The sequence below is a fragment of the Rhodococcus sp. 2H158 genome (genome assembly GCF_053764755.1).
This window is the reverse complement of the sequence record NZ_JBSNCE010000022.1, coordinates 24,957-50,109: the sequence shown is the minus strand read 5'-3', so window position 1 is coordinate 50,109 and position 25,153 is coordinate 24,957. Positions and strand designations below refer to the sequence as shown.

Below are 25,153 nucleotides of genomic sequence, written 5' to 3'. Positions count from 1 at the left end.
TAGCCTCACCGATCGCCGTCGGCGCCCGCCACCCCGACGGTGCGTTCGAGCGCGGCGAGCTCGTCGTCGAGGTGCGCGATCAGGCGATCGAGCTGCGGGACGCTGCGGCTGCACGAGGTGAGCCCGAACGCGATCCGATCGTCGGTGCTGGTGCAGGTGATGTTCAGGGCCTGCCCGTCGACCGGCACCGACAGCGGGTACAGGGCGTCGACGCGGGCGCCGTTCCAGTACAGCGGCTCGGCCGGGCCCGGCACGTTGGAGACGATCACGTTGAACGGCGGCCGCACCACGGCCCGGTTGCCGGTGAGCACCCCGACCGCGAGCGGAGCCATGCCGAGGGCGCTCGTGGCCAGCAGCGCGGTCTGGGACCGGCCCCGCATGGACTCCTTGCCGTCGACCATCGCGTCCCGGATGGCGGCCAGGCGGGCCGCGGAATCGTCGACGTGGGTGGCGAGCGGGCACATCAGCACGCCCACGTCGTTGCCGCCCTCGGTGGTCTTCCCACGACGCAGCGACACCGGCACCATCGCGACGAGCGGGTCGTCGGGCAGGGCCTCGTGGTCGAGCAGGTAGGCGCGCAGCGCTCCCGCGGACATCGCGAGGACGACATCGTTGACGGTGGCGCCGGCGGCCTCGGCGACGCGCCGCAGCCGCGTCAGCGACCAGTCGTGCGCGGCGAAGCGGCGGCCACCGGCGATGGACACGTTGAGCATCGTGCGCGGCGCCGTGAGCGACACCGCGCCGCCGCGGCCCCGCAGGGCCCGGTCCACGGTCCCCACCAGCGCGGGCACCATCCCGGCGGCCTCGTCGACGACGCCGCGCACGGCCCGCACGGTCATGCTCGGCAGGTCGAGCGCGGTCCCGACCGCGGAGTGCGGCGGGTCGGCGGACGGGAAGCGCGCCCAGGGCGCCGGCATGTCGGTGCGGTCCGCGTCGGTGCTCAGGGCCCGGTGCAGCAGCCGCATCGCGCCGACACCGTCGGCGAGGGCGTGGTGGATCTTCGTGTAGATCGCGTACCGCCCGTCGGCGAGGCCCTCGATCAGGTGCATCTCCCACAGCGGCCGGCTGCGGTCGAGGAGGGTGCTGTGCAGCCGCGAGACCAGGGCGCGCAGTTCGGCGATGCCCCCGGGGCGCGGCAGGGCGTCGCGCCGGACGTGGTGTTCGAGGTCGAAGTGCGGATCGTCCTCCCACGCCCACATCCCCAGGGTGGTGAGGGAACGGACCGCGCGCCGGCGCCACAGGGGCGCGACGTCGTCACCGGCGAGGGCCGCGTCGAACAGCGCGCGCAGGGAACGGGCGTCGCCGCCCGGCGGCGGCTGCAGCAGGATCAGTCCCCCGACGTGCATGGGATGCTCGCGCGACTCGCCGAGCAGGAACATCGAGTCGATCGGTGACATCGGCAAACGCATGCGAGGTCTCTCCGTTCCCCGGCGAGACGGGGAACTCGTTCGTGGCGGACCCCCTGTGACCCGCCGGACGCGCGCCGCCGCCGTGAGGTGCCCCACGGCGGCGGATACGTAGCCAGTTGTACGCGATCGATGCGGCCGGTGCCAAGCGCGGCCCCGGCGTGGCGTCACATGTCGAGACCGAGGTCGAGGACGGTCACCGAGTGGGTCAACGCGCCGACGGCGAGGTAGTCGACCCCGGTGCGGGCGTAGTCCGCGGCCACGTCGAGGGTCAGGCCCCCGGAGGACTCGAGGCGGGTCTGCGGCGCGTGGGTGTTGCGCCGTTGGACCGCGATCTGCGTCTGCCACAGCGGGAAATTGTCGAGCAGGATCAGCTCGACGTTCTCGGCGAGCACCTCGTCGAACTGCTCGAGGCTGTCGACCTCCACCTCGCACTCGAGGTCGGGGGCCTGGGCCCGCACGGCCCGCAGCGCCGCGACCACCGAACCGGCGGCGACGACGTGGTTGTCCTTGATCAGCGCGGCGTCGCCGAGGCCCATCCGGTGGTTGACACCGCCGCCGACCCGCACCGCGTACTTCTGCAGTGCCCGCAGGCCCGGCAGCGTCTTGCGGCTGTCGCGGATCTTCGCGTCGGTGCCGGCGACGGCGTCGACCCACCGCGCGGTGGCGGTGGCGATCCCGGACAGGTGGCACATCAGGTTCAGCATGGTGCGCTCGGCGGTGAGCAGACCCCGGGTGGGGGCCTGCACCGTGAGCACCGTCTCCCCCGCCGCGGCGCGATGCCCGTCGACGGCACGGTCGAGCACCTCGTAGTTGCCGGCGCCGAGGACCTCGTCGAGCACCAGCAGACCGATGTCGATCCCGGCGACGGTGCCGGGGCTGCGCGGCACCACCGACGCCGTGGCCACTGCGTCGGCCGGCACCGTGGCGGCGGTGGTCACATCCGGGCCGTAGCGCAGGTCCTCGTCGAGGGCGACGCGCACCAGCGCGAGCGTCTCGTCCCGATCGAGTCCGGCGGGCAGCTCGGTGCTGGCCATTCAGTGTGCTCCTGTGAGTTGTGGTGTGCGCAGCGTGATCTCGCCGTCGGCGTCGAGACGCGTCTCGAGGCTGCGACGCTGCGCGGGGTCGGATTCGGGATGGTCGTCGCGGGTGTGGCAACCGCGGCTCTCGGTGCGGGCGCCGGCCGCGAGGGTCAGGGCCCGGGCCGCGACGGTGAGCGCGGCGTCCTCGAGCGCCGCCGCGTCGGTGCACCGGCCGGTCGGGACGGCGGTGAGGCCCGCCCCGGCGACGGCGAGCCCGGCGGCGTCGCGGACGACGGAGGCGTGCCGGGTCATCAGCTGCTGCAACGCCGCCCGGTCCGCGCGGGGCCGGACGGGCAGGTCGGCATCGGTGGTCTCGACGCGCAGCCCCCCGCGCTCCTCGGCCGCGGCCAGACCGGCGCGCTCGCCGACGACGAGGCCCTCGAGCAGGCTGTTGGAGGCGAGCCGATTGCCGCCGTGCAGGCCGGTGCGGGCGACCTCGCCCGCCGCGTACAGCCCGGGCACACCGGTGCGGCCGCACACGTCGGTGACGACCCCGCCGCACGAGTAGTGCGCGGCCGGGGCGACGGGGATCAGGTCGCGGGCCGGGTCCAGGCCCACCTGCGCCAGGGAGGCGGTGACGGTCGGGAAGCGCCGCGCGAAGCCGTCCAGGTGCCGGGCGTCGAGCAGGACGTGGTCGTCGCCGAGCTCGGCGAGCCGGGTGGCGATGGCACGGGAGACGACGTCGCGCGGCGCGAGGTCGCCGAGGGGGTGCACCCCGGCGGTGACCGGGCGGCCGGCACTGTCCACGAGGCGGGCGCCCTCACCGCGCACGGCCTCGCTGACGAGCGGGCGGCGGCCGACGGAGCCGGCCGCGAACAGCACGGTCGGGTGGAACTGGACGAACTCGAGGTCGGCGACGGCGGCGCCGGCGTGCAGGGCCAGCGCGATACCGTCGGCGGTGGCGCCGGGCGGGTTGGTGCTGCACGCGTACAGCTGGCCGAGGCCGCCGGTGGCCAGCAGCACGGCCGGGGTGTGGACGACACCGAGGCCCCGGTCGTCGAGGACGAGCAGGCCGGTGACGCCGCGCGTGTCGGTGAGGACGCGGGCGGCGGCGGCACCGAAGAGCACCGGCAGTCCGGCCGCGCCCAGGGCACGCTGGATCTCGGCACCGGTGGCGTCGCCGCCGGCGTGGATGATGCGGCGGGTGCTGTGGCCGCCCTCGCGGGTGCGGGCCATGCCGCCGTCACGGCCGCGGTCGAACACGGCTCCCAGGTCGGTGAGGGCGGCGACGGCGTCCTGCCCGCCGGAGACGATGGACCGCACGGCCGTCTCGTCGCACAGGCCGGCGCCGGCGGCGCAGGTGTCGGCGACGTGGGAGTCGACGGAATCCGCCGGCCCCGGGGCGACGACGGCGATGCCGCCCTGCGCGTACTGGGTGGCGGTGTCGGTGGGGCCGCCCTTGCTGACGGTCAGTACCCGCAGCCCGCGCCGGGACGCGGCGCGGGCGGCGGTGAGGCCGGCCACGCCGCCCCCGACCACCACGAGGTCGGCGCGGGCTTCCCAGCGGATCATGTCCCGCCGCTCCGCTCGACCCGCGCCGACGCCGGAGGACATCGTCACTCCCCGCCGCCGGGGTTGCCGATCGCGATCATCCGCTGCACCGACTGCCGGGCCCGCTCGGCGACGGCCGGGTCGACGTGGACCTCGTCCTTGCCCTCCTGCAGGCAGCGCAGCAGCGCGGCCGGAGTGATCATCTTCATGTAGGGGCAGGACGCGCGGTCGTTGACGGCCTGGAAGTCCACGCCGGGCGCCGCCTTGCGCAGCTGGTGCAGCATCCCCACCTCGGTGGCGACGAGGACCTGCTTGGCGCCGGTGGCGCGGGCCGCGTCGAGCATGCCGCCGGTGGACAGGATCTTGACCTTGTCGTCGGCGACGAAGCCCTCACCCGCGAGGTACAGCGCGGAGGTGGCGCAGCCGCACTCGGGGTGGACGAACAGCTCGGCGTCGGGGTGCGCCTTGGACTTGGCGGCGAGTTCGTCGCCGTTGATCCCGGCGTGCACGTGGCACTCGCCCGCCCAGATGTGCATGTTCTGCCGCCCGGTCACGCGCTTGACGTGGGCGCCGAGGAACTGGTCGGGCAGGAACAGCACCTCGCGGTCGGGGTCGATGGAGGCGACGACGTCGACCGCGTTCGAGGAGGTGCAGCAGATGTCGGTCAGGCCCTTGACCTCGGCGGTGGTGTTGACGTACGAGACGACGACCGCGTCGGGGTGGTCGGCCTTCCATTCACGCAGCTGGTCGGCGGTGATCGAGTCGGCGAGCGAGCACCCGGCCCGCTCGTCGGGGATGAGGACCGTCTTGGCGGGGCTGAGGATCTTGGCGGTCTCCGCCATGAAGTGCACGCCGCAGAAGACGATGGTGTCCTCCTCTGCCTCGGCGGCGATGCGCGAGAGGGCGAGGGAGTCGCCGACGTGGTCGGCGACGTCCTGGATGGCGGGCAGCTGGTAGTTGTGCGCCAGCAGCGTGGCGTTGCGTTCGCGCGCCAGTCGCCGGATCTCCTCGGCCCACTCCGGGGTCGCCTCGACGCCGGTGTAACCGCCGGGTCCGTCCTGGATCGGGGTGTGCGCGCCCGCCCACGTCGTAGTGGTCATGGCCTGCTCCTTCGCCGTGCACCGGGCGGGCTTTGCCCGGATTTCCGTATTCGGGGGTTTTCGACTTAGGATCGAAAACATGACACATGGTAGCACCCTTCACGAAGTGCTCATCGTCGTGTTCCAGGTTCGCCGATTCCCGGACACCCACGGGGGCACGAAGACCGAGCTCGGGGTGCTGCTGTGGCAGCGCGCCCTCGACCCGGAGGCGGGCACCTGGTCGCTGCCCGGCGGCCGCCTCCGCGACGACGAGGACCTCACCACCTCCGCCCGTCGCCAGCTCGCCGAGAAGGTAGACGTGCGCGAGGTGGCCCACCTCGAGCAGCTCTCGGTGTTCTCCGATCCGCACCGGGTGCCGGGACCGCGCACGATCGCCTCGACCTACCTCGGGCTGGTGCCGATCACCTCCGATCCCCACCTGCCCGAGGACACCGCCTGGCATCCCGTGTCGGACCTGCCGGCGATGTCCTTCGACCACGGGGTCATGGTCGAGAACGCACGCACCCGCCTGGCCGCCAAGCTCTCGTACACCAACATCGCCTTCGGGCTGGCCCCCGCCGAGTTCGCCATGTCCACGCTACGTGAGATCTATTGCGCGGCACTCGGATACCAGGTGGATGCCACGAACCTGCAGCGCGTGCTCAAGCGCCGCGACGTCCTGACCGCCACCGGCACCACCGCCCCGCCGGGACGTGCCGGCGGCCGTCCCCCGGCACTGTTCCGCTTCACCGAGTCGCGCCTGCGGGTCACCGACGAGTTCGCCGCCCTGCGCCCGCCGGGCTGACAGTTGGTGTGGTTCCCTGCTTCCGTGTCAGCAACTGCAGGAGCACTTCGCCGGCTCCTCCGTGGAGACGGATAATCCGCCCTCTCACCTGGATGTGCTCGGCGGGCGGGTGCGCCGTCGGGCGAAACCACGTCGACCGTGCCCGGTGACGCAGCGACCACAAGCAGGTTCGGCACCTGCCGCCGTCGTCAGCTGCGGCTCATCTGCCCCCATTCGTGTCCACAGGGCCGGCCCTCAGCACGATGTCGGCTTGCACGGTGGTCCCGAGTGGGCCGGTGCGTGTCCAGCCGAGCGTGTGCAGCACCTCGAGCATCACAGTGTTCTCGGCCGGCACGGAGGCGTTCAGTCGGGCGATTCCGTGGGCGCGAGCGGTCTCGGTGAGGTGCTGTATCAGTGCGGTACCCACGCCGTGGTGCTGGGCCCGGTGAGGCACGAGCACAGCACACTCGGCAACCGGCCCGGCCGAGTGGGTGGCGGCGGCGAGCGTGTAGTGCGCTACCCCGACGAGGTCGGTGCCGGCAAACGCGCCGAGTCCGCGGTGCCTCTCGTCGCTGTGGCACAGGGCTGCGGCGAGCCGGCCGAGCCGGTTCGGAGGCTCGGCAGAGAATCGCAGGCGCGCGTCGCGTTCACCGAGATGTTCGTGGAACCGCCGAACCTCGGGTTCGTCGCCGGGGGCGAGCGGCCGTATCACCACCGGTCCGAAGTCGGTGCCGTCGCCGTCCGAGGGAGGCTCCGGCGGCAGATAGCGTAGTTGGCCGGCAGCGGGTGCCCGCAGGTCGATCAGCCACGCCGCGCCCTTTTCGGTGCCTCCGGGGGGAGGCAAGGGCGCCACGCCGGTCGCGCGTGCCAGGGTGGCCAGGGCGGTGAGCACCTCGCCATGGGTGCACAGCACCACACCGTCGAGATCCCGGGTGGTCACCAGATCGAACAGAGACTCGATCCGGGCATCGGGTGCCAAGAGATGGTGTTCGTCGATGGACAGGTCGCGGGCCGCTGCGAGGGGTTCGAGGGTCTGACGGCAGCGGGCGGTCGGACTCGACAGCAACGTGTGCAGTTCCGTGCCGTCGAGTGCGGTGACCAGGTTGCGGGCCTGGTCCCGCCCGAGGGGGCTGAGGGGGCGGTCGGCGTCGTTTCCGGACCACAGCTTCTTGCTGCCGGCATGGGCATGACGAGCGATCACCAACATCGGCACCTCCGTGGGTGCGAGCGCGGCAACTGCAGACAACACGGCAACTGCAGACAACACGGAATCTAGCACCGCGACATGCCCGTCCCCACATCATCTTTGGCATCCGCCGCGGTGGGCGTGCGCGCGACGGTGGCTACCCGAGTCGCGAACCCTTACTCCGAACGAGTATTCAGCAGACCGACGCAACAGGTTCGCACAACGGACATGGTTCGTTCATGTCGGTCCGGTGGGATCGTGATCATGTTCCCTGGGCGGTCGACCCATATGGGGTGTTGGTGCGAAAGTGCCTGTTTGCGAGCCGGTTACGGTACTTCAGGACGCAGGGGTCCGCACTTTTCCCCGGATCACCGGTTGTGGTCGGCCCCGTGAACATCGGTCCGGCGCACATCACACCGGATCAGTCCACGAATTCTGTTCGGAAGCCGGGCTGACCCGATGTCGGCGCCGGTTCGCTGCGCAGCCGCAGGATGCCGCCGCACGCACTCAGGGACGCGGAACCGATGGCGCGGGGACCCCATGGATGTGCCGATGCTCTCGACACAACATACGCCCAGCCGGCACACGAGCCTGAGCCGGCGGGCGTGCCCCGGCAACTCGAGTCCGATCGACCACCGATGGCCCACTCGCGCGTCAGCGGGTCGATCCGTTTCTGCTGCGGTAGTGCCGACGGACGCCGCTGCGGGCACTCGGAAAACCAGGTAACCGCTGGCGGTTTCGGAGCACTCAATCGGCGGTGCCGACTCAACCGATCGAAGTGAGGAAGCAGTGATGGAGATCCTGGACACGACCACCCGGGTGGTTACCGATGCGGCGTACGCGACAACCAGCGCAGCCGGTGCCGTCAGCGGAGCGGTGGTGGGCGCGCTGATCGGCAGTGTGCGCGGCGCCGCCGAAGGTGTCCGCTCCGGCATCGGCAGCGGCGCCCATTCGACGCCGGCGGCGGCGATGACGATCGCCGCGTTGGGGGCGACGGGACTGGCCACCGGAATCGCCGCAGGCCCGATCCTGGCCGGACTCGGTGCCACCGCCCTGGCCATCCGGATGCTCACCCCGCGCCAGGCGACAACGGCGGCCGAAAGGTCAACCGGAAAACCCACCGGAGCCCTGGAGGCCGTCTCGACCGAGGCCGCACCGACGGCGCCGACCACCACCCCCGCCGAGCCGCGGCCGGCCGCGACGACGAGCAGGCCGACGGCGACGACCGCAAAGCCGACGGCGCCGGCAGCGGCCAAGGCGAAGGCGAAGCCCACGACGACGGACGCCAAGCCCACGACCCCGGACAACAACCCCTAGCCGCAACGGGTCAACGCTGTTGCTCACGGCATGGCCGCCATACCGTGTGGAGTCCCGGCCTGTACAACTGCGGCAGCGGTACGCCGATATGTAGGCGGAAGACCGGCAGCCACGCCGGAGGAGATCGCAGGCAATCGTGGTCCTGATGTCAGACGCCGCATTCTTCGTCCCGCGGTAACGTCCTCGACGACTCCGGGCCGCTCCAGCAGTAAGCCCCAGGCCCGGGGGTTGCCGGGCTGCTCCGCCAGCGTGGCGCGGGATGGCAGGCGGACCGTTCGGTCAGCCGTGCGAGGCGGCGAAGGTGTGCAGCCGGTGGCGCGCTTTGCGTTCGACGAACAGGGGCACGAAATCGCGGATGGGGGCGGTCGTCGTACTCCGCGTGGATGTCGCTGACCACCGCCGCGATACGGGTCGGCGGCATGTGCGGGAACTGTGTGCTCAGGTGCTCGATCGCTCGGTCGATGTTCTGTTCTTCCGAGGAGGTCGCCACCGTGGCAGTGTCGCATCCGCCCGGAAAGGTACAGACAGCTTGTCTGTTTCGGGCGGCGCCGCCCTGTCCGATATGCACCGTCTACTGGGGGCAATGCGGGTGAGCGGCAGCACAGGTTATGGCGTGGCGCGACCGACTCCACACTCGGGTGTGCGCCGGCGGACCCCGCGGGAAGGTGTTCTACAGGTCGCGCGTGTCGCTGTGGGTGCCGCGCAGCGCGTTGAGCGCTGCGCGTTCGACCAGCACCGGAACAAAGGTGCGGATCGGCCGGCCGTCGAGGCGGTGGTGAGCGGATGCGATCGCCTCGTCGATGCTACCCGGATCCGCCTGCGGGAAACGTGTCCTCAAGCGCCGGCGGACCTCGTCGATGTGGCGTTGTTCGTCGGCGTCCATCACTTCACTACAGCACCATCTCCGCATGCGCTTGCCGTATTCGCCGAACTGGTCGTCGGTTTCGGGTGCGAACGGCGCAGGATCAGTTTGCGGAGCTCACCGACCCACAGCACGACGCTGGCCATGGCCACACACACCACCCATTGCCGGACCGACAGCGGCTCGGTGGAGAACGCGTCATTGAGGACCGGGACATGCACGACGGCGACCTGCAGCAGCGCCGAGAGGGTGACCGCGGCCCACAGCCAGCGGTTGGCGAACGGCCGGTGGAAGGCGGTGGTGGTCTCCGAGCGGGCATTGAACGCGTTGAACAGCTGCGCGAGCACCAGCACGGTGAATCCGGCGGTGCGGGCGTTGTCCAGGGACCGGGTTCCGTCGAGTACACCGCCCGGCAGATACAGGTCCACGGTGGCCAGCGTCGCGGCGGCGGTGACCACCCCGATCAGCACGACCCCGGTCCACATGCGGGCGTCGATCACCCGTTCGGAGGTCGACCGGGGTGGGTGGCGCATCATGTCTTCGGTGTCCGGATCGACCCCCATCGCCAGGGCCGGGGCACTGTCGGTGAGCAGGTTGATCCACAGGATCTGGGTGGCCAGCAGCGGCAGCACCATCGCGCCGCTGCCATCGGACAGGCCGATGACCCCGGCGAGAACCACACCGAGGAAGACGGTGAGCACCTCGCCCATGTTCGACGAGAGCAGATAGCGCAGGAATTTTTGGATGTTGGCGAAGATCCCGCGGCCCTCGCGGATGGCGCGGACGATGGTGGCGAAGTTGTCGTCGGCGAGGATCATCGCCGCTGCTTCCCTGCTGACCTCGGTGCCGGAGCGGCCCATGGCGATGCCGATGTCGGCGCGTTTGAGCGCGGGAGCGTCGTTGACGCCGTCCCCGGTCATCGCCACCACCTCGCGGGGACCCTCGTGATCGGTTTGCAGGGCCTCGACGATGCGCAACTTGTCCGCCGGGGTGACACGTGCATACACCGAGCAGCGGCGCACCGTCTCGCGCAGACCCGGCGCGTCGAGTGCGGCGAGTTCGCGACCGGACACGGCCGCCGGACTTCCGTCGCCGACGAGGCCGAGGTCGTGGGCGATGCGGGTCGCGGTGCGCGGATGGTCGCCGGTGATCATCAGCACCCGCACGCCGGCGCGGCGGGCCTCGGCGATGGCGGCGGCGGCCTCACGCCGGGGCGGGTCGAGGATCCCGACCAGGCCGGTATAGGCGAGGTCGTGCTCGATCGAGTCGTTCAACGGTGACGACGCGGTGACCGGGTCGAGCCGCCGGTGCGCGACGGCGAGAGTGCGGAAGGCTTGATCCGACAGCTGCTCGACCTGCTCGAGCAGACGCCGCCGCGACAGCGGATCGAGCGGATCGATCCGCCGGCCCACCTGCACGTGCGAGCACCGCTCGAGCAGCACGTCGGGGGCGCCCTTGCTCACCACGATCGGGGTGTCGGCGCGGGCGGTGTCTAGCACCACGACGGTCATCATCTTGCGGTCGGAGGTGAACGGGATCTCCCCGATCCGGCGGAACCGGCCCGCCGGCGGCGCCGCGGCGCCGAGCTTGATCGCGGCCACCACGAACGCCGCCTCGGTGGGGTCACCGTGGACGGTCCAGTGCCCGCCGATCTCCTGGACGACGGCGTTGCCGGCGAGGCTGCCGCCGGTGAGCACACAGGCCGTCTGGTGTCCCAGGTCGCTGTCGCCGTCGAGGGGCGCTCCGTCGTGCAGGAGCTGCCCGTCTGGCCGGTAGCCCACGCCGGTGACGGTGACCTGCCCGAGCGGGGTAACGACGCGACTGACGGTCATCTCGCCCTTGGTGAGGGTGCCGGTCTTGTCCGAGCAGATCACCGACGCCGAACCGAGGGTTTCCACCGAGGACAGGGTCTTGACGATGGCGTGCTGGGCAGCCATGCGCTGCACCCCCACGGCCAGCACCACCGACAGGATCGCCGGCAGACCTTCCGGGACGGCGGCCACAGCCAACGACACCCCGAGCAGCAGCACGGTCACCACCTCGTCGGGGCTGTGCACCCCGTAGACCACCACGGTCGTGGCGATCACCACCGCCGCGATCACCAGCACGGCGATCCCGAGTGTGCGCCCGACCCGGGCCATCTCGCGTTGCAACGGGGTCGGCGCCTGGCGGGTGGTGTGCAGCAGATCCGCGATCCGGCCCAGCTCGGTGTCCATCGCGGTGGCGGTCACCATCGCCCGGCCCGAGCCCTGGGTGACGGCGGTGCCGGCGAAAACCATGTCGCCGCGCTCTGCGAGGACAGCGGGCTCGCTCAGGGTGTCCGCGCTCTTGGACACCGGTTCGCTCTCCCCGGTCAACGAGGCCTCCGACATCTGCAACGAGACGGCCGACAGCACCCTCGCGTCGGCCGCGACGGCGTCGCCCTCACCGAGCACGAGCATGTCGCCGGGCACGAGTTCGGCGGTCGGCACGCGCCGGCGCACCCCGTCGCGCAGCACCGTCGCGGTCACCGCGCTCATCTTCGCCAGGGCCTGCACGGCATGCTCGGCGCGGGCCTGCTGCGCGAAGCCGAGGACGGCGTTGAGCACGACGATGACGGTGATCACCACCGCATCGACCGGCCACCCCGCGGCTCCGTCGATCGCCCACACCACGAGCGAGACGCCGATGGCGGCGAACAACAGGTAGATCAGCGGATCGTGGAACTGCGCGAGGAACTTGCGCCACGCCGGCACCGACGGCGACGGTGCGAGCTCGTTGGGCCCGCCGGCGGCCAGCCGGCGCGCGACCTCGGGCGTGCTCAGGCCCCGTACGGGGTCGGCGTCGAGCATGTCGACGATCGTGCCGACGTCCACCAGCGAGGGATCGGTATAGGTCGAGACGCTCGCCATGGAGCTTCCCTCCGGTCGGCGCCGAACACAGCCTGACGGCGGCCGCCACCGGAGAAGAGAGCGGCGCGATCGCCGAAAGGTAACGCCGAGAGTGTATGACACATCCGGCCGTGGCGATGAACCACACAAGCCCCTCTTTCACGGTTCTGGACGGCCTCGGGCCGGGTGTGAATCGCCACGGCGCCCACCGAGGCGGCGACACAATCCGAACCGGCCGGCATCTCGCCCGGCCGCCCCGATGTCGAAGATCGGTGCAGCGCGTACCTCGGCATCGTCTCCTAGCTCAGCGCCCCGGGTGGGAACTGGGGCGACACAGCATGGTCGGGCACGGGCTGTGCCGCAGCAGGTGCCGACTCACCGACCCGTGAAAGGCACCCGCGATGCGTCCGTGTCCGTGGGTGCCTACAACGAGCAACTGGGCACCTTCGGCGGCGCACAACAGAGCCCGGGCCGGCTCGTCCTGGGTGACGACCTCGGCGACAGGAACATCAGCGAACAACTCACGCAGGGTAGCCAGATGCGCGTCGAGTCTGGTCTTCGCTTCGTGGGCGAGCACGTCGGTGTCGATGAGCAGGGGGTTCGTCACACCCCCGGCCTCGTTCTGCACCGACCAGGCATGCACGGCGGTCAGCGGGGCACCGAACACGGACGCGAACTCGAACGCTTCGACCAGCGCGGTGTCGCCGAGGGCACTGCCATCCACCCCGACGACGACCGGCCGTCGGTCGGGCAGCTGCCCGGGTGCTCCGCACCAGAGAGTGACCGGGCACGATGCCCTCCTGACCACGTCCAGTGCCGGCGAGCCGAGGATCCGGTCGATGAGACCGCCCCGTTCGTGGGCAAGGACGATCATCCGGGCCCGCGCACCCGCCGCGGCCACCGCCGCCTCCGGCGGCCCGAGCAACAGCTCGGTGCCGACCTCCAGCCCGGAATACCTGGCACGTACCAGTTCGGCAGCGTGGTGGAGAATCGATTCGCCGCCCGTGCGGATCCGGGCGATGGCGGGGCCTTGGCGCACCACCTCGATATCGCTCATCAGATACAACGCCTCGGGCAGCGCGTGGACGAGCCGCAGCTCCCAGCCATGCCGATGCGCGACCGTCGCGGCCCACACCGCGGCCCCGTCGGCCTCGAGGGTGCCGTCCACGTCCACGGTGATCACCGGGCTGGCTGTCATGTCGATCCCTTCGGCTGCCCCTCCGGGGCTTGCTGGCTGCGCCGCGGCGACGCGGACCGGCCGGGTCTGCACCGCTGGTGGCGCAGCGCTTCGATTCTCGCGCTCGGGCCTGGGCGGGCAGAAGAGGATGCCGCCAGCCGTAATCTGCTGTTGGTGTGTCGTTCGCCCGCTCGCCCGGTGCCCGTCGACTTGCCACCCACCGCGCATCGCCGCCGCACCGCGACGGTCCGCGGCTGCACCGTCGGGTACAGCACCTGACGCACGCCGCGGAGGCCCACGCAGGCAGCGGTCAGTGGGTGTCGAGCAACCGAGGCGAGAAGGTGAGCTTGAGTCGACCGAGGGCTTCGGGGACGTCCGCCGGCCACAACCACAGCCGGTCGAGCAGCGGGACCTCCACATAGTCGAACGGACCGTGCAGCACGCGGGTACGCATGTCGGCGCAGTAGAGCACCTGCCAGGCGGCCGGATCGGGCGGCGGCCCCCCGGTGACGATGCTCTCGGCGATCGTGTACAGCCGCTCCACCGCCCGGTATTCGAAGGGCAAGAGGGTGTCCGGGTCGGCCCAGATACCTCGGCCGGCCTCCCTCGCCCCGGCGGTGTCGTCGAGCAGCACCGCGAGATCGGGTGTCGCGGGAAGGTTCGGATACACCAGGAACGGCACCGCCCAGCCGGCTCGCACCATGTCCAGGTTGAACGTCGAGCGCTGTGCCCGGGTCATCCCGCGGCGTTCGGCTGCGCTGTAGTACGGGGCCACGTAGGCCCACAGCCGACCCCGGTGGTCGAATGGGGTTCCGGCGGTGCGCAGAAACAACGGGCGCTCGGTGCCGTCCGGACGGATCAACCGCGCGGCGGCGTTCGCGTGCGCGAAGGCGGCAGCGGCACGTCCCTGTTCGACGTGCACGGTGCCGGCCCGGCCGGTGCCGAGCTTCGGCAGCAGGTATTCGGCGAGGAACCCGGTGACCGGCAGATCGGGACGCTGCTCGAGCCATCGCGCGAGCCGGGCGAACCGCCCGTCGATCCTGCGGGCACCGCCGACGGTGCAGGCGGTGACCTCGGGGACGTCGACGTGGAGGAGGCGCACCGATGTCCGGACGGTCAGGACGCTGTCCGCCGCGGTATCCCACACGACTCGGGCTGTCCGGGAGACAAGCGGTGCCCCCGGCGACGGCCGCACCATCGGCATCGTCTCGCTCACCTCACGCCCCGTTCGGTAGTACCGACAGGTCCACTCGACATTGTCTCGCACGGCGGGAGAAGCACACACCAACGCTCGGTGAATTCTCGTCGACGGTGCCGTATTCGATGCAGTCCACCACGGCACGGCGGTCGGGAGCCTGCGTCGACGGAACTGATGGGACACACTGCGGCGTTGACCCTCGACACCGGAGCACATCTGGTCCACACCCGACTGTGGCGCCGCGGCCGGCAGTTCCATGCTGCTGCATCCCAGGGCGTATCCGGAGCGGCGCCGCCGGGGTGGTCGACGCTGCGATGACGGTGACGATGTCTCGGATGCGCCGGTCAGGACACGGGGGCGATTGTGGGGGCCGTGCGGTGCTCCGGCTCCGCGTCCGGGGCAGATGCCCGGGTATCGCCGGCGTCGGCCCGGGCATGCTCGGTGAGCAGGAGCTGCCCGACGCCGATCGCCACTGCCGCCGGCCACTCGAGCAGATCCAACGCCACCAGCGCCCCCAGGCCGGCGAAGTAGGCGACCTGCTCGGGCCGGGGAATTCCGAGGTGGCCCACCAGCGGTAGGCGCACCGCGAAACGTTCGGCGTCGCGGGCCACGCCGGCCATGGTGCGGTGCGACTGCCAGAAAGACTGTTCGTCGGCCATGGTTTCCCCTGTCGTAAGCTGCGCGCCTCGTGGGGCGCACCCGAGGCTCGTACCCTTGAGCCATGTCGAATCCTATGACCATTGCCGGCCCGGATGCGGTGGTCGGCGCGGTGGTCCGGTTGCTCACTCCGCCGCTGTGCGAGTTGTATGCCGTGCTGATGCGCGCCGGCGTGGTGGTCGTCGTCGACGACTGACTCGTCCGCTTCCCGAGGGGTAGAAGTGCCGTCGAGACACCTCTAGCGGGGCCGGGCCGTCCGGTCCGTCGCCGGCGTCGGCACGGCCTTCGGTGCGGTCGTCCCCGCGTCCTTCGGCTGCGTCGACGACCGCGCTGTCGCAGCGGTGGCGGTACCGGACTGGACTCGGGCGGTGGGCCGGTGCGGGGTCAGCAGTTTCACGGCCAGTGCCCCGCCCCCGACGGCGGCCAGCACGGGCCATTCGACCAGCCCGCTGACGCCGAGGGCGGCCAGTGTCGCCGCGGCCGCCGGGGTCGAGCCGGATCCCTTGCTCAGTCCCGTGCGCACGCCGCCGACAGCGCCGCGGACACTGCCGACGACCCCGCCGAGGGCGGCCCCGCCGACCGCGCCGGCGATGCTGGTGGTGGCGTTGGCCGTGTCGGCGACCAGGCGGGTGGAGTCGGTCACCAGGCGGGTGGAGTCGGTGGCAAGACGAGCGGATGTATCGCGAATTCCCATGTCGTTTCCTTGATCGGTGCGGGCGTCCCGGGCGCAACCCGGCGAGCAGGGCCTTCGTCGCCCGGCCCCTTGTGTTCAGCCCGGACCCCTGGGTTCAGCCCGGCCGCCGCAGGTGGTGCCGGCCGGACGGTGCCGTGGTCTCGAGATCCGGGCTGCCCCAGCCGGCGCCGGACCGGGATGCCGGCGACGTCGGTAGGTCCACGGTGACCTCGATCGGAGACGGGGATGGGTGCTCCACGGCACTCGAGGGCTGATTCCTCACTGTAGCCCCGTCGACGACGAGGCGCAGTCATCCTCGACGAGGGTCGCACCGCCGCCGAGCACCATTGCGGGAGCGGGAACACGCCACATTCCCAGCCGACGCCCGGCCGGATGCGACAGACTCGAAGTCATGACCTCGTCCGCGCCCGCCGGCACCACGTATCTCGCCTCGCCCCCGACGAACCTGCCGCGATGGCAGGACATTTTGCCGAGGGCACGGCACGTCGATCGCCCCGGCCTCGAGCGCCACAGCATCTACCTCGATACCGACGAGCGCGATCTGCGGCGCTGGGGGTGCGTGCTCCGGTACCGCAATCCCGGACCCGACGGCGAGGCCGGTTGGGAACTGGTCGTTCCGGGCGGCAAGCTCGGCACCGAGCTGCACCTCTCCTCCGACGACAGCGACCTCGTGCCCGACGAACTCACCGTGGCGGTAGCGGGCCTGACGGGCGGGCGGGCGCTGCGGCGCTCGGTCACCCTCGGTATCGGCGAGCACCGGCACGAGTGGTACGACCGCAAGGACCGGCTGCTCGCGCAGATCATCGTAGAGACGGTCCAGGCCACCGTGATCGGCCAGGTGGCAACCGTCGAACAGTGGCACCAGATCCACCTCGACGTCGGTACGGTCGCCTCGAAGAAGCACCGCACCGCGCTCGCCGCGGCCCTGGCCCGCGCCGGCGCCGCACCGGCGTCGCACCGCAGCGAGCTCGAGCACGCCCTCGCCGCGACCGACCCGGCCCCGGGCCCCGACACTCGCACCGAGGAGGCCCCGACCGCACGGCGGGTGCTCGGCGCCTACCTCGACACCCAGATCGAGGCGATCGGCGCGGGGGACGTGTGGCTGCGCCGCGGTCTGGACCCGATACACCCCATCCGGGTCGGTATCCGGCGGCTGCGCAGCACACTGCGGGTGTGGCAGGACCTGTTCGAGCCCGCGCAACGCACCTGGCTCGATTCCGAATTGTCCTGGTATGCCGGGATTCTCGGTCACGTTCGGGATCGGCAGGTGCAGCGTTCCCGGTTCGCCGACGCGCTCGGGGCCCTGCCGCCGGAGCTGGTGATGGGCCCGGTGGCGTCGCGGATCGACACCGATCTGCTCGCCGACCAGCGCCGCCATCTCGACGAGGTGCTGCGCGCCCTGGATTCCGACCGGTATCGCATGCTGCTCGCCGCGCTGGCACGCTGGCGCACGCAGCCACCGCTGACCGGGGAGGTAGACGGTGCGCGGGCGATCGAGAAGGCGGTCCGCACAGCCGAACGCAAGGCCCTGAGCCGGGTGCGGGCCGCCGCGGCCGGCGATGACGAAGAGGCCGTGCATCGGGCTCGCAAGGCCGCCAAGCGGGCCCGCTACGCCGTCGAGTTGGCTGCCCCGCTGCTCGGCCGCACACGCGCGAAGAGGAAGATCGCCCGGTACACGAACATCCAGCAGGTCCTCGGCGAGCATCAGGACAGCGCTGTCGCCACCGACCTGCTGCGCGAGTTCGGTGCCCGGGCCGGAACCACACCCGGGGAGAACGGGTTCACCTTCGGGTTGTTGTACGGGCTCGAACTGCAGGCGGCCGAGCGGGCCCGTCGTCACGCCGCCGACCTGGCTACCTGAGCGGCAGCCCCTCGATCCGGTCGAGGCGGCGGCGCACCTCGTCGACGCTGCCGGCCTCGGTCACCGTGCGTACCACCGCGCCGATCCCCGGGATCCGCGCCGCCGTCTCGGGGGCGAGCGCGGCCAGCGCGGCGGCGACCGCGGCGCTGCCGAGACCCTGAGTCCAGCCGACCGGCCCGACCGGCACGCAGCCGAGGAACCCGCTGACGCCGGGGGTGCTGACCAGCACCGCCATGGTGGCCAGCGACCCCAGCGCGGTGCCGACGACCAGCGGGCTGCGCGAGTCGAGCAGGGTCTGGCCGAGCTGGGTGCCGACCAGCGCGATCAGCGCCACGGTCGAGGCCCGCTGATGGGTTCCGGTGCCCCGGGCCATCAACCAGGCGGCGGTGGCGCCGACGGCGGTGGTGGTCCCGCGCACCGCGACGGTGCGCAGCAGCGCCGACTGATCCGCCACTGCCGCGGCGGCGGGGTGATTGCCGTTACCGCGTGGGGTACTGACCGCCAGCGCGGCGGCGGGCAGGGCGTCGGTGAGCATGTTCACCAGCAGCAGCTGCCGTGCGTTGAGCGGCGAGTGCCCGGTGAGGACGCTGCCGATCAGCGCGAACGCCACCTCGCCGGCGTTGCCGCCGAGCAGCACCGCCACCGCGGCGTGGACCCGCTGCCACAGCTGGCGACCCTCGGCGAGGGCGTCGAGCAGCGCGCCGACGCGCCCCTCGAGCAGGACCACGTCGGCTGCGCCCCGGGCCGGGTCGCTGCCGCGGGAGGCCACCCCGATGCCGACGCTGGCGGCGCGGATCGCGGCGGCGTCGTTGGCGCCGTCCCCGACCATCGCGCACACCCGCCCGGATTTTTCCAGGGTCTGCACGATCTGCACCTTGTGCTCGGGCGACATCCGGGCGAATACCAGCCGCTCGCCGACCGCGCGCTGCTGCTCGGCCGAGGACATCGCCTCCCACTCGCTGCCGGCGAGCACCTGCTCGGCGGTGACGTCGAGTCCCAGCTCCCTCGAGATGGCGATCGCCGTCACCGGGTGGTCGCCGGTGATCAACCGCACCCCGATGCCCTGCTCACGCAGCGCCGGCAACAACCCGGCGGCGTCGGCGCGGGGGGTGTCGGCCAACCCGATCAGCCCTACCGGTGCCAGCTGCCGGGTGGCCAGGTCGGCCAGGGTGTCCGGGTCGTCGGCGGCGGCGCGCACCTGCTCGTCGGACAGCTCGCGCCCGCCGACGGCGATCACCCGCAGCCCGGCCGCGGCCATCGCCTGCACCCGCTGCGCGAGCGCGTCGGGGCGGGCGGTGAAGGCGCCGAGCATCACCTCCGGGGCGCCCTTGACGGCCAGGTGCCGGCCGGCGACCGCGGCGGCGTAGGCCCGGCCGGAGCGGAAGGGCAGATACGCGATCCGGTCGCCGTCGCCGTCGGTGGCGCCGGCGCCGTCGGCGGCCTCGACGACGGCGACGTCGGTGGCGTGATCGGGCGGGCCGCCGTTCGCGGAGTGGCCGGTGCGGGCGGCGTAGGCGAGAACCTGCTCGCGGGTGAACCCCTCGGCCGGTTCGACCACGGTGACCCGCAGCCGGTTCTCGCTGAGCGTGCCGGTCTTGTCGAAACACACGACCTGAACCCGGCCGAGGGCCTCGACCGAGCGGGGGGTGCGCACCAGCGCCGCGGAGCTCGTCAACCGGCGGGCCGCGGCCATCTGCGCCAGGGTGGCCACCAGCGGCAGCCCCTCCGGGACCGCCGCCACGGTCACCGCGACCCCGCTGGTCACCGCAGCCCGCACCCCGGTGCCGCGCAGCAATCCCAACGCGGTCACCAGCGCGCCGCCGCCGAAGCTCACCGGCAGGGCCCGCCGGGTCAGGGCACCGAGCTGGCTCTGCAGGCCCACTTCGCGGATCTTGCCCGGGGCCATGGCGGTGGCGCGGCGGGTCTCGGTGTCCCGGCCCACCGAGGTGACGAGGGCGGCGGCGGTGCCGGTCAGCACGGTGGTGCCCGCGTAGAGCATGCAGGTCCGTTCGGCCAGCGGCGCCCCGGGCGTGGGGTCGGTCTGCTTGACCACCGGCAGCGACTCTCCGGTCAGCGAGGACTCGTCCACCTCCACTCCGGCGGCCAGAATCAGCCGCCCGTCCGCCGGGGCGACCTCGCCGGGCCGGACCTCGATCAGATCCCCGCGGCGCAGCGCGCCCGCCGGGACCCCGAGATAACGGCGGTGTCCTGTCGCGCCGGTCAGTCGACGGGCCGGCGGATCCTGCTCCTGCAACAGCTCGCGCAGCACCTTCTCCGCCCGCAGCCGCTGGGTGGCCGAGATTCCGGCGTTGACCAGCAGCACCGACCCGACCAGGATCGCATCGAGCGGCGAGCCGAGCACGGCGCTGGCCGCCGCGCAGGTCGCCAGCACCGGCGTCAACGGATCCGCCAGCTCGGTCCGGACCGCACGGGCGAAGCCCCGCACCGACCGCACGGGCGTGCCGCCGGTGCGCCAGGCGAGGCGCAGCGGCCGGGCCGCGGCCGGGACCCATTTTCCGCGGGGTCGCGGTGCGGGTCGGTCTCCGTCGGGTGGGGGCAGCAGCCGCCGCACCGCCGCGGGTGAGAGGGCGTGCCAGTCGTGCCCGGACCGCGGCTGCGGCAGCGGCTCGGCGAGTACGGCGCGGGCCAGCGAGCGCCCGGTCCACAGTGCCGCTACGGCGCTGGCGGTCACCGACTCCGGGCCGCTGCCGGGCACCCCGGGCAGCATCAGCAACGCGCCCAGCGCCGAGGCGTCGAGCGAGAGGTCCACCCCGCGGCGACTCGCCGCCCGGGCAGCCGGCAGTGCGGACAACAGCCGCCACGCTCCGGTCAGATCCGGCACCAGCACATCGGCGCCCCACGGCGGCGGACCGCCGTCGAGGACACCGACGGCGACGTCCGCGACCGCCACCGTTTCCGGAGCATCGGCGGTGAGCACCGCGACGGTGCGCCCGTCGGCCTGCAGCCGCTCGACCACGGCGCGCAGCGCCTTGTCCACCGAGGCTGCCGCGGGGTCGAGCCGGTCGAATCCGGTGCGCAGCGACCGCAGCCCGTCGTCCTCGACGGAGACGACCTGGGTGCTGGCGCTGCGGGCGGCGGCGAGCACCGCGGCGGCGAACCGATCGTGCACGTAGCCGACCAGTACCCGGGCCTTTTTGTCCGTCTCGACGGCGAGGCCGGGCACGGCGGAGACCGGATGCCACCCCGGGCCGAGAGCGCCGCCCTCGACGGCGGTCCGGGCGGCGTCCCACACCCGGGTCCGGTCGCGGTCGGGCACCTCGAGCACGCGGGTGACGCTCAGGTGCGAGGTGTAGAGGGCCCGCGGATCGACCACCACCGCATCGACCCGATCCAGGCGCCGCAGCACCGCCGGACGCAGCACCAGTGCCCCGCGATCGGCCAGTCCACTCCCGAGGACGGCGGCGAAGGACTCGCGGGCCGCCCGGGCGGCCCTGGGAGCGGCGACCATCATCGCGGCACCGGCGGTGGCCGGGTTGCGGGTCAGCGCCCCGAGCGCCGCGGCCGCGCCCGCCCCGGCCAGTCCGGCCCGGTCGCCGTGCCGCTCGATCGGCCCGGGCCGCGGCGGCGTCGGGCGGCTCACCCGGGGCAGGGCCCGGGCCGACTTGACATGCCGGGCGAGCACCGGCTCCACCGCCTGCCAGGCGCGGCGGCCCGCGCGCGCCTCGGCGGCCAGCAGCACCCGCAGCGCAGTCTCGACCGCCAGCGACGGCGGAGCCAGCGTGGCGGTGTAGACGGCCGTCGAGGCCAGGGCGAACAACAGATCCGCGGCATCGGACCCGACCGCGGTCTCCACGGCTGTGCGTATCCGCGGCTGGTAGTCGGCTGCGACCACCGGGGCCGCGAGCACGCCGGGCAGCCGCGGCAGCCGCAGATACCGTCCGGCCAGCGCCGCCGCCAGTCCCGACGCCGCCGCCGCGGCCGCCACCAACCGGCGGGTCAGCACGATGTCGTCGCCGGGAAGATCACGACCACGCCCGGAAAGGTCGAGGGCGCAGTCCCGTTCGACGCCGTCGACGATCCGGCGCAACACCTGCCGATCGGGGCCGACGGGGCCCGGGGTGATCACCACCCGCGACCACGGCCGATGCACCTGCGCCTGCTCGACGCCGGGTGCGGCACGCACCGCCCGCCGAATCTGCTCGGCGACACGGTCCCCGTCCGGGCTGTTCAGCCCGCGCACCTCGAGCCAGATCCGCTGCGAGGTGGCCCCGTGCCGCCGCGGCGCACCCCCTCGCGGGCTCTCGCGCACCACCTCGGCGACGGAACGGACCGCAGTGGTCGACGGTGCGGTCACCGCCGCGGCCGGGGCCCGTAGTAGGGCGGTGCCGACCCCGGCCGCCGTCGCCGCCCCCACGATCGCCGCATTCACCCCCGCCCCGGCGCCGGCCATGGCCAGTCGGGTGCCCGTCTGCGCTCCCCGCCGGGGCACCGACGTCACCGCGGACAGCCATCCGGTGTGCCCAGTACGCGAGGCAGGTGACGTCGCGGCCGCGGCGGTCATGGCGCATCCGGCGCGCCGGTGCGCAGGAAAAGAGGGCGGAAAGAAGACTGCACGGTGTCCTCCTCGGCGGCCACACGTCGATGCCGGTGCGGACCCGCCTCGGGGGCGTCTAGACCCACGCCGCGCGCTCACCGTGCAGGACCGCCAGGTTCTGAGCTTAGCGCCGCCGCGGCCAGCAGTCAGGATTGCCGTACTCCGGCAGCGCCGGGTTCACACCGCTGTGACACCGGCCGGCCGCCCATGGGTGACGAGTTCCGCGAAAACCTACACCGGGGTCCGGCACATGCCGGCCCTTACGGATACCGGGCGTCGGCCGGGTATCGGGGGAAGCCGTCGCCGGCCGCGCGCCAGTCGGCCAGCCACCGCTCGGTGAGTTCCGTGCCCTCGGCCCGCAACGCCGCCAGGTGCCGTGGACTCCGGTCGAGTTTCGAGGCGTGGTCCAGCGTCCACGCCGAGTCCCGGCTCATCTTGATCGTGCGGACCACGACGGTCTTGCGGTCCGTCAGGGGCGGGGTGTCGTTGCCGTACTTGTCGATCCACCGGTTGACGGTGAGGATGTGGTCGAGTTCCTGGTTCAGCGACAGGTTGCCGGCCAGATCGTTCTCCCGGTCGCGGATCTCCTCGAGACCGACGCGCAACGAGGTCGGCGAGTACTCCTGCGGGTTGATCCGCACCACCCAGATCTCGTCGGGCTTGTCGTCGCAGGTCTCGGTGTCCAGCAGGTCCCGCACCGGCGGGTTCTGCGAATACAGGCCGTCCCAGTAGTAGCCGGTGCGCCGGACGGTGGTGCCTTCGTCCGCGGTGGGGAACTCGAGGTTCTCGATCGGTTGTGCGGGCAGCAGCTCGGGCAGCGTGCCCGACGCCGCCACACCGTCGAGCGACAGCGCGCGTCGCATCCGCCACCGCGTCGCGCCGTACTGGTCGCGCTCCGGCGGGGGCTTGAGCCCCAGTTCCTCCAGGGTCTTGTCCGAGTCGAAGGTCTCGAAGTTGCCGCTGAGCACCTCGATCGCCCCGGCGATGACCCGGACATTGTTCTGGGCGAGGAGCTTCCAATCGACCGAGTCGAAGTCCGGGCACAGCGAGGCGAGCAGACCCCGGAATCCGAGGTACTCCGGGCGGGCACCCACCGATCCCAGGCCGAGCAGCCCGAGGCGGCCCGCCGCGGCGTACGGACTCGATTCGGGGAGGGCCACGCCCGCGGCCTTCCAGCGCAGCAGCACCTGCCCGGCCAGGTTGTGCAGCGTCTCGGCGGGGTTTGTCGCCGCGAACACGGTCCACAGGTGGTCGAGTCGTTCGACGGCCTTGTCGACGGTGCCGCAGTCCGGGTCGGATCCGTTGGGGGCCAGGCCGTACCAGGTCGCCAGCGCGCACAACGCGCCGGCGGACGTGCCGCTGAGCGAGACCAGATCGAAGGAGGTGCCGCCGTCGGCGTCCCATCGCTGCTTGGCCCGCAGAATCGAGGTGAGCGCACCCCAGGTGAAGGCGACGTGCGTGCCTCCACCCTGACAGGCGATGGCGATCTTCTTGCGCCGCACGGACTGCACCGACACGTTGATCCTTCCGGAGGGGACGTCGCGCTGATTGTGTCGCATCTCCGGCCGCCTGTCCGCGCGGGCCCCGGGCGCGGCGGTCGCTCCCCGGCCGCACCCGCCACGGTCGGCGGGCGCGGGCACGCTCAGCGATGTTCCGTCAGGCTCGAGTCGAGCGTCCCGTGCCGGGAGCACCGGGCCCACCAGCCGTCGGGGGCGACCTGCACGATCATCCGGCGCCCGCACTGCTCGCAGAACCGGGGCGGCTCGAGACCGAGCCGGGCCGCGGCCGGGACCGGGGCGTCCTCGTCGACGGGCCGGCCGGTGAACGGGTTGAACACGCCGGCCTCCTAGAGGGTCTCGCCGAGCGCCTTGATCGGCATCTTCAGCTCGCCGAGCAGGTCGATGTCGGACTCGGCCGGCCGGCCGAGGGTGGTGAGGTAGTTGCCGACGATGACGGCATTGATGCCGCCGAGGATGCCCTGCTTGGCGCCGAGGTCGCCGAGGGTGATCTCGCGGCCGCCGGCGAAGCGCAGGATGGTGCGCGGCAGCGCGAGCCGGAACGCGGCAACGGCCTTGAGCGCCTCCGCCGCCGGCAGGACCTCCAGATCCCCGAACGGGGTGCCCGGGCGCGGGTTGAGGAAGTTCAGCGGCACCTCGTCGGGCTCGAGCGCGGCCAGGTCGGCGGCGAATTCGGCACGCTGTTCGAGGGTCTCCCCCATGCCGAGGATGCCGCCGCAGCACACCTCCATGCCGGCCTCGCGGACCATCCGCAGGGTCTCCCACCGCTCCTCCCAGCTGTGGGTGGTGACGACCTGCGGGAAGAAGGAGCGGGCGGTCTCGAGGTTGTGGTTGTAGCGGTGCACTCCCATCGCGGCGAGCTGGTCGACCTGCTCCTGGGTGAGCATGCCGAGCGAGCAGGCCACCTGGATGTCGACCTCGTTGCGGATCGCTTCGACCCCGGCGGCGACCTGGGCCATGAGCCGCGCGTCGGGCCCTCGGACGGCGGCGACGATGCAGAACTCGGTGGCACCGGTCTTGGCGGTCTGCTTGGCGGCCTCGACGAGGCTGGGGATGTCGAGCCAGGCCGAGCGGACCGGGGAGGCGAACAGCCCCGACTGGGAGCAGAAGTGGCAGTCCTCGGGACAGCCGCCGGTCTTGAGACTGATGATGCCCTCGACCTCGACCTCGGGGCCACACCAGGTCATGCGGACCTCGTGGGCCAGGCCGAGAAGATCCTCGAGCCGCTCGTCGGGTAGCCGCAGCACCTCGAGTACCTGCTCACGGTCGAGTCCCTCGCCCCGCCCCAGCACCTGTTCGCGGGCGAGGGTGAGGATGTCGGCACGGGCGGGGGCCTGGGTCACGGTCGTCTCCTGGAGGGTGCGGGTCACGGCGAACTTGAACACCGTTCACTTGAACGCCGTTCAGGCTAGGGTGG

Annotated in this window: 20 protein-coding genes and 1 pseudogene; 4 read left to right on the top strand and 17 right to left on the bottom strand. The window is 72.3% G+C overall.

The features are described 5' to 3' along the window. Positions 1-5: 5 nt before the first annotated feature. The 4 genes from ACWPOB_RS20665 to nadA form a co-directional block, all read right to left on the bottom strand. Positions 6-1,409, bottom strand: a complete 1,404-nt coding sequence (locus ACWPOB_RS20665) for a WS/DGAT/MGAT family O-acyltransferase (RefSeq protein ID WP_407107163.1) — start codon at positions 1,407-1,409, stop codon at positions 6-8. Positions 1,410-1,573: 164 nt separating this feature from the next. Then, entirely contained in the window at positions 1,574-2,443 is an 870-nt protein-coding gene (nadC, locus tag ACWPOB_RS20660) for a carboxylating nicotinate-nucleotide diphosphorylase (RefSeq protein ID WP_100059068.1), read from the bottom strand. Continuing rightward, complete coding sequence (locus tag ACWPOB_RS20655) at positions 2,444-4,042, bottom strand: L-aspartate oxidase (RefSeq protein WP_455401949.1); 1,599 nt, start codon at positions 4,040-4,042, stop codon at positions 2,444-2,446. A gap of 2 nt (positions 4,043-4,044) precedes the next feature. Next, complete coding sequence (gene nadA / locus ACWPOB_RS20650; protein WP_050035344.1) at positions 4,045-5,079, bottom strand: quinolinate synthase NadA; 1,035 nt, start codon at positions 5,077-5,079, stop codon at positions 4,045-4,047. 79 nt (positions 5,080-5,158) lie between these two features. Here nadA and ACWPOB_RS20645 point away from each other — a divergent pair, with 79 nt between their 5' ends. Further along, on the top strand, positions 5,159-5,863 hold the full coding sequence (locus ACWPOB_RS20645) for an NUDIX hydrolase (protein WP_100058040.1): 705 nt from the start codon (positions 5,159-5,161) through the stop codon (positions 5,861-5,863). Positions 5,864-6,062: 199 nt separating this feature from the next. On the opposite strand, the gene ACWPOB_RS20640 is transcribed toward ACWPOB_RS20645, so the two are convergent. Then, on the bottom strand, positions 6,063-7,049 hold the full coding sequence (locus tag ACWPOB_RS20640; RefSeq protein WP_455401948.1) for a GNAT family N-acetyltransferase: 987 nt from the start codon (positions 7,047-7,049) through the stop codon (positions 6,063-6,065). A gap of 771 nt (positions 7,050-7,820) precedes the next feature. Between ACWPOB_RS20640 and ACWPOB_RS20635 the strand changes: the two genes are divergently transcribed. After that, positions 7,821-8,345: a hypothetical protein gene (locus ACWPOB_RS20635; protein WP_455401947.1), complete on the top strand. Its 525-nt coding sequence runs from the start codon at positions 7,821-7,823 to the stop codon at positions 8,343-8,345. A gap of 279 nt (positions 8,346-8,624) precedes the next feature. Here the strand turns inward: ACWPOB_RS20635 and ACWPOB_RS20630 are convergent, their stop codons facing one another. The 7 genes and pseudogenes from ACWPOB_RS20630 to ACWPOB_RS20600 all read right to left on the bottom strand — a co-directional run bounded on the left by ACWPOB_RS20630 (position 8,625) and on the right by ACWPOB_RS20600 (position 15,111). Further along, complete coding sequence (locus ACWPOB_RS20630; RefSeq protein ID WP_455401981.1) at positions 8,625-8,702, bottom strand: three-helix bundle dimerization domain-containing protein; 78 nt, start codon at positions 8,700-8,702, stop codon at positions 8,625-8,627. Positions 8,703-8,772: 70 nt separating this feature from the next. After that, positions 8,773-8,835, bottom strand: a pseudogene (locus ACWPOB_RS20625) (three-helix bundle dimerization domain-containing protein); the annotation flags it as partial. Positions 8,836-9,015: 180 nt separating this feature from the next. Next, positions 9,016-9,228 (bottom strand): three-helix bundle dimerization domain-containing protein, encoded by a 213-nt coding sequence (locus tag ACWPOB_RS20620; protein WP_455401946.1) that lies wholly within the window; start codon positions 9,226-9,228, stop codon positions 9,016-9,018. Continuing rightward, on the bottom strand, positions 9,228-12,098 hold the full coding sequence (locus ACWPOB_RS20615; protein ID WP_455401945.1) for a cation-translocating P-type ATPase: 2,871 nt from the start codon (positions 12,096-12,098) through the stop codon (positions 9,228-9,230). The genes ACWPOB_RS20620 and ACWPOB_RS20615 overlap by 1 nt, the downstream gene beginning before the upstream one ends. 283 nt (positions 12,099-12,381) lie before the next feature. Further along, the gene (locus ACWPOB_RS20610; protein ID WP_455401944.1) at positions 12,382-13,275 is read right to left on the bottom strand and encodes a universal stress protein; all 894 of its coding nucleotides are present in this window, start codon (positions 13,273-13,275) and stop codon (positions 12,382-12,384) included. A 289-nt stretch (positions 13,276-13,564) separates the two neighbouring features. Next, entirely contained in the window at positions 13,565-14,401 is an 837-nt protein-coding gene (locus ACWPOB_RS20605; RefSeq protein WP_455401943.1) for a thermonuclease family protein, read from the bottom strand. Positions 14,402-14,796: 395 nt separating this feature from the next. Then, positions 14,797-15,111, bottom strand: a complete 315-nt coding sequence (locus ACWPOB_RS20600) for a hypothetical protein (RefSeq protein ID WP_455401942.1) — start codon at positions 15,109-15,111, stop codon at positions 14,797-14,799. A gap of 62 nt (positions 15,112-15,173) precedes the next feature. Between ACWPOB_RS20600 and ACWPOB_RS20595 the strand changes: the two genes are divergently transcribed. Continuing rightward, the gene (locus ACWPOB_RS20595; protein WP_276613861.1) at positions 15,174-15,305 is read left to right on the top strand and encodes a hypothetical protein; all 132 of its coding nucleotides are present in this window, start codon (positions 15,174-15,176) and stop codon (positions 15,303-15,305) included. Between the two features lie 42 nt (positions 15,306-15,347). Here ACWPOB_RS20595 and ACWPOB_RS20590 read toward each other — a convergent pair whose 3' ends face one another. Next, positions 15,348-15,803, bottom strand: coding sequence for a hypothetical protein (locus tag ACWPOB_RS20590; protein WP_455401941.1), 456 nt, complete (start codon positions 15,801-15,803; stop codon positions 15,348-15,350). 391 nt (positions 15,804-16,194) lie between these two features. On the opposite strand from ACWPOB_RS20590, the gene ACWPOB_RS20585 reads away from it, so the two are divergent. Beyond that, a complete protein-coding gene (locus tag ACWPOB_RS20585; protein ID WP_455401940.1) occupies positions 16,195-17,664 on the top strand; it encodes a CYTH and CHAD domain-containing protein in 1,470 nt (489 codons plus the stop codon). Here the strand turns inward: ACWPOB_RS20585 and ACWPOB_RS20580 are convergent. The 4 genes from ACWPOB_RS20580 to bioB all read right to left on the bottom strand — a co-directional run bounded on the left by ACWPOB_RS20580 (position 17,657) and on the right by bioB (position 25,079). Further along, positions 17,657-22,075 carry an HAD-IC family P-type ATPase gene (locus ACWPOB_RS20580; RefSeq protein ID WP_455401980.1) on the bottom strand — a complete coding sequence of 1,473 codons (4,419 nt, stop codon included), beginning with the start codon at positions 22,073-22,075 and terminating at the stop codon, positions 17,657-17,659. The two genes, ACWPOB_RS20585 and ACWPOB_RS20580, sit on opposite strands and share 8 nt — an antisense overlap. A gap of 404 nt (positions 22,076-22,479) precedes the next feature. After that, positions 22,480-23,778 carry a patatin-like phospholipase family protein gene (locus ACWPOB_RS20575; protein ID WP_455401939.1) on the bottom strand — a complete coding sequence of 433 codons (1,299 nt, stop codon included), beginning with the start codon at positions 23,776-23,778 and terminating at the stop codon, positions 22,480-22,482. An 83-nt stretch (positions 23,779-23,861) separates the two neighbouring features. After that, complete coding sequence (gene bsaP, locus ACWPOB_RS20570; RefSeq protein ID WP_455401938.1) at positions 23,862-24,056, bottom strand: biotin synthase auxiliary protein BsaP; 195 nt, start codon at positions 24,054-24,056, stop codon at positions 23,862-23,864. Positions 24,057-24,065: 9 nt separating this feature from the next. After that, entirely contained in the window at positions 24,066-25,079 is a 1,014-nt protein-coding gene (gene bioB, locus ACWPOB_RS20565) for a biotin synthase BioB (RefSeq protein ID WP_100057093.1), read from the bottom strand. Between the last annotated feature and the right edge of the window lie 74 nt (positions 25,080-25,153).

Bases quoted from the DNA above. Each gene is read 5' to 3' on its own strand.
- ACWPOB_RS20665 (WP_407107163.1), bottom strand. From the start codon at position 1,409: ATGCGTTTGCCGATGTCACCGATCGACTCGATGTTCCTGCTCGGCGAG.
- nadC (WP_100059068.1), bottom strand. From the start codon at position 2,443: ATGGCCAGCACCGAGCTGCCCGCCGGACTCGATCGGGACGAGACGCTC.
- ACWPOB_RS20655 (WP_455401949.1), bottom strand. From the start codon at position 4,042: ATGTCCTCCGGCGTCGGCGCGGGTCGAGCGGAGCGGCGGGACATGATC.
- nadA (WP_050035344.1), bottom strand. From the start codon at position 5,079: ATGACCACTACGACGTGGGCGGGCGCGCACACCCCGATCCAGGACGGA.
- ACWPOB_RS20645 (WP_100058040.1), top strand. From the start codon at position 5,159: ATGACACATGGTAGCACCCTTCACGAAGTGCTCATCGTCGTGTTCCAG.
- ACWPOB_RS20640 (WP_455401948.1), bottom strand. From the start codon at position 7,049: ATGTTGGTGATCGCTCGTCATGCCCATGCCGGCAGCAAGAAGCTGTGG.
- ACWPOB_RS20635 (WP_455401947.1), top strand. From the start codon at position 7,821: ATGGAGATCCTGGACACGACCACCCGGGTGGTTACCGATGCGGCGTAC.
- ACWPOB_RS20620 (WP_455401946.1), bottom strand. From the start codon at position 9,228: ATGGACGCCGACGAACAACGCCACATCGACGAGGTCCGCCGGCGCTTG.
- ACWPOB_RS20615 (WP_455401945.1), bottom strand. From the start codon at position 12,098: ATGGCGAGCGTCTCGACCTATACCGATCCCTCGCTGGTGGACGTCGGC.
- ACWPOB_RS20610 (WP_455401944.1), bottom strand. From the start codon at position 13,275: ATGACAGCCAGCCCGGTGATCACCGTGGACGTGGACGGCACCCTCGAG.
- ACWPOB_RS20600 (WP_455401942.1), bottom strand. From the start codon at position 15,111: ATGGCCGACGAACAGTCTTTCTGGCAGTCGCACCGCACCATGGCCGGC.
- ACWPOB_RS20595 (WP_276613861.1), top strand. From the start codon at position 15,174: ATGTCGAATCCTATGACCATTGCCGGCCCGGATGCGGTGGTCGGCGCG.
- ACWPOB_RS20590 (WP_455401941.1), bottom strand. From the start codon at position 15,803: ATGGGAATTCGCGATACATCCGCTCGTCTTGCCACCGACTCCACCCGC.
- ACWPOB_RS20585 (WP_455401940.1), top strand. From the start codon at position 16,195: ATGACCTCGTCCGCGCCCGCCGGCACCACGTATCTCGCCTCGCCCCCG.
- ACWPOB_RS20580 (WP_455401980.1), bottom strand. From the start codon at position 22,075: ATGGCCGGCGCCGGGGCGGGGGTGAATGCGGCGATCGTGGGGGCGGCG.
- ACWPOB_RS20575 (WP_455401939.1), bottom strand. From the start codon at position 23,778: ATGCGACACAATCAGCGCGACGTCCCCTCCGGAAGGATCAACGTGTCG.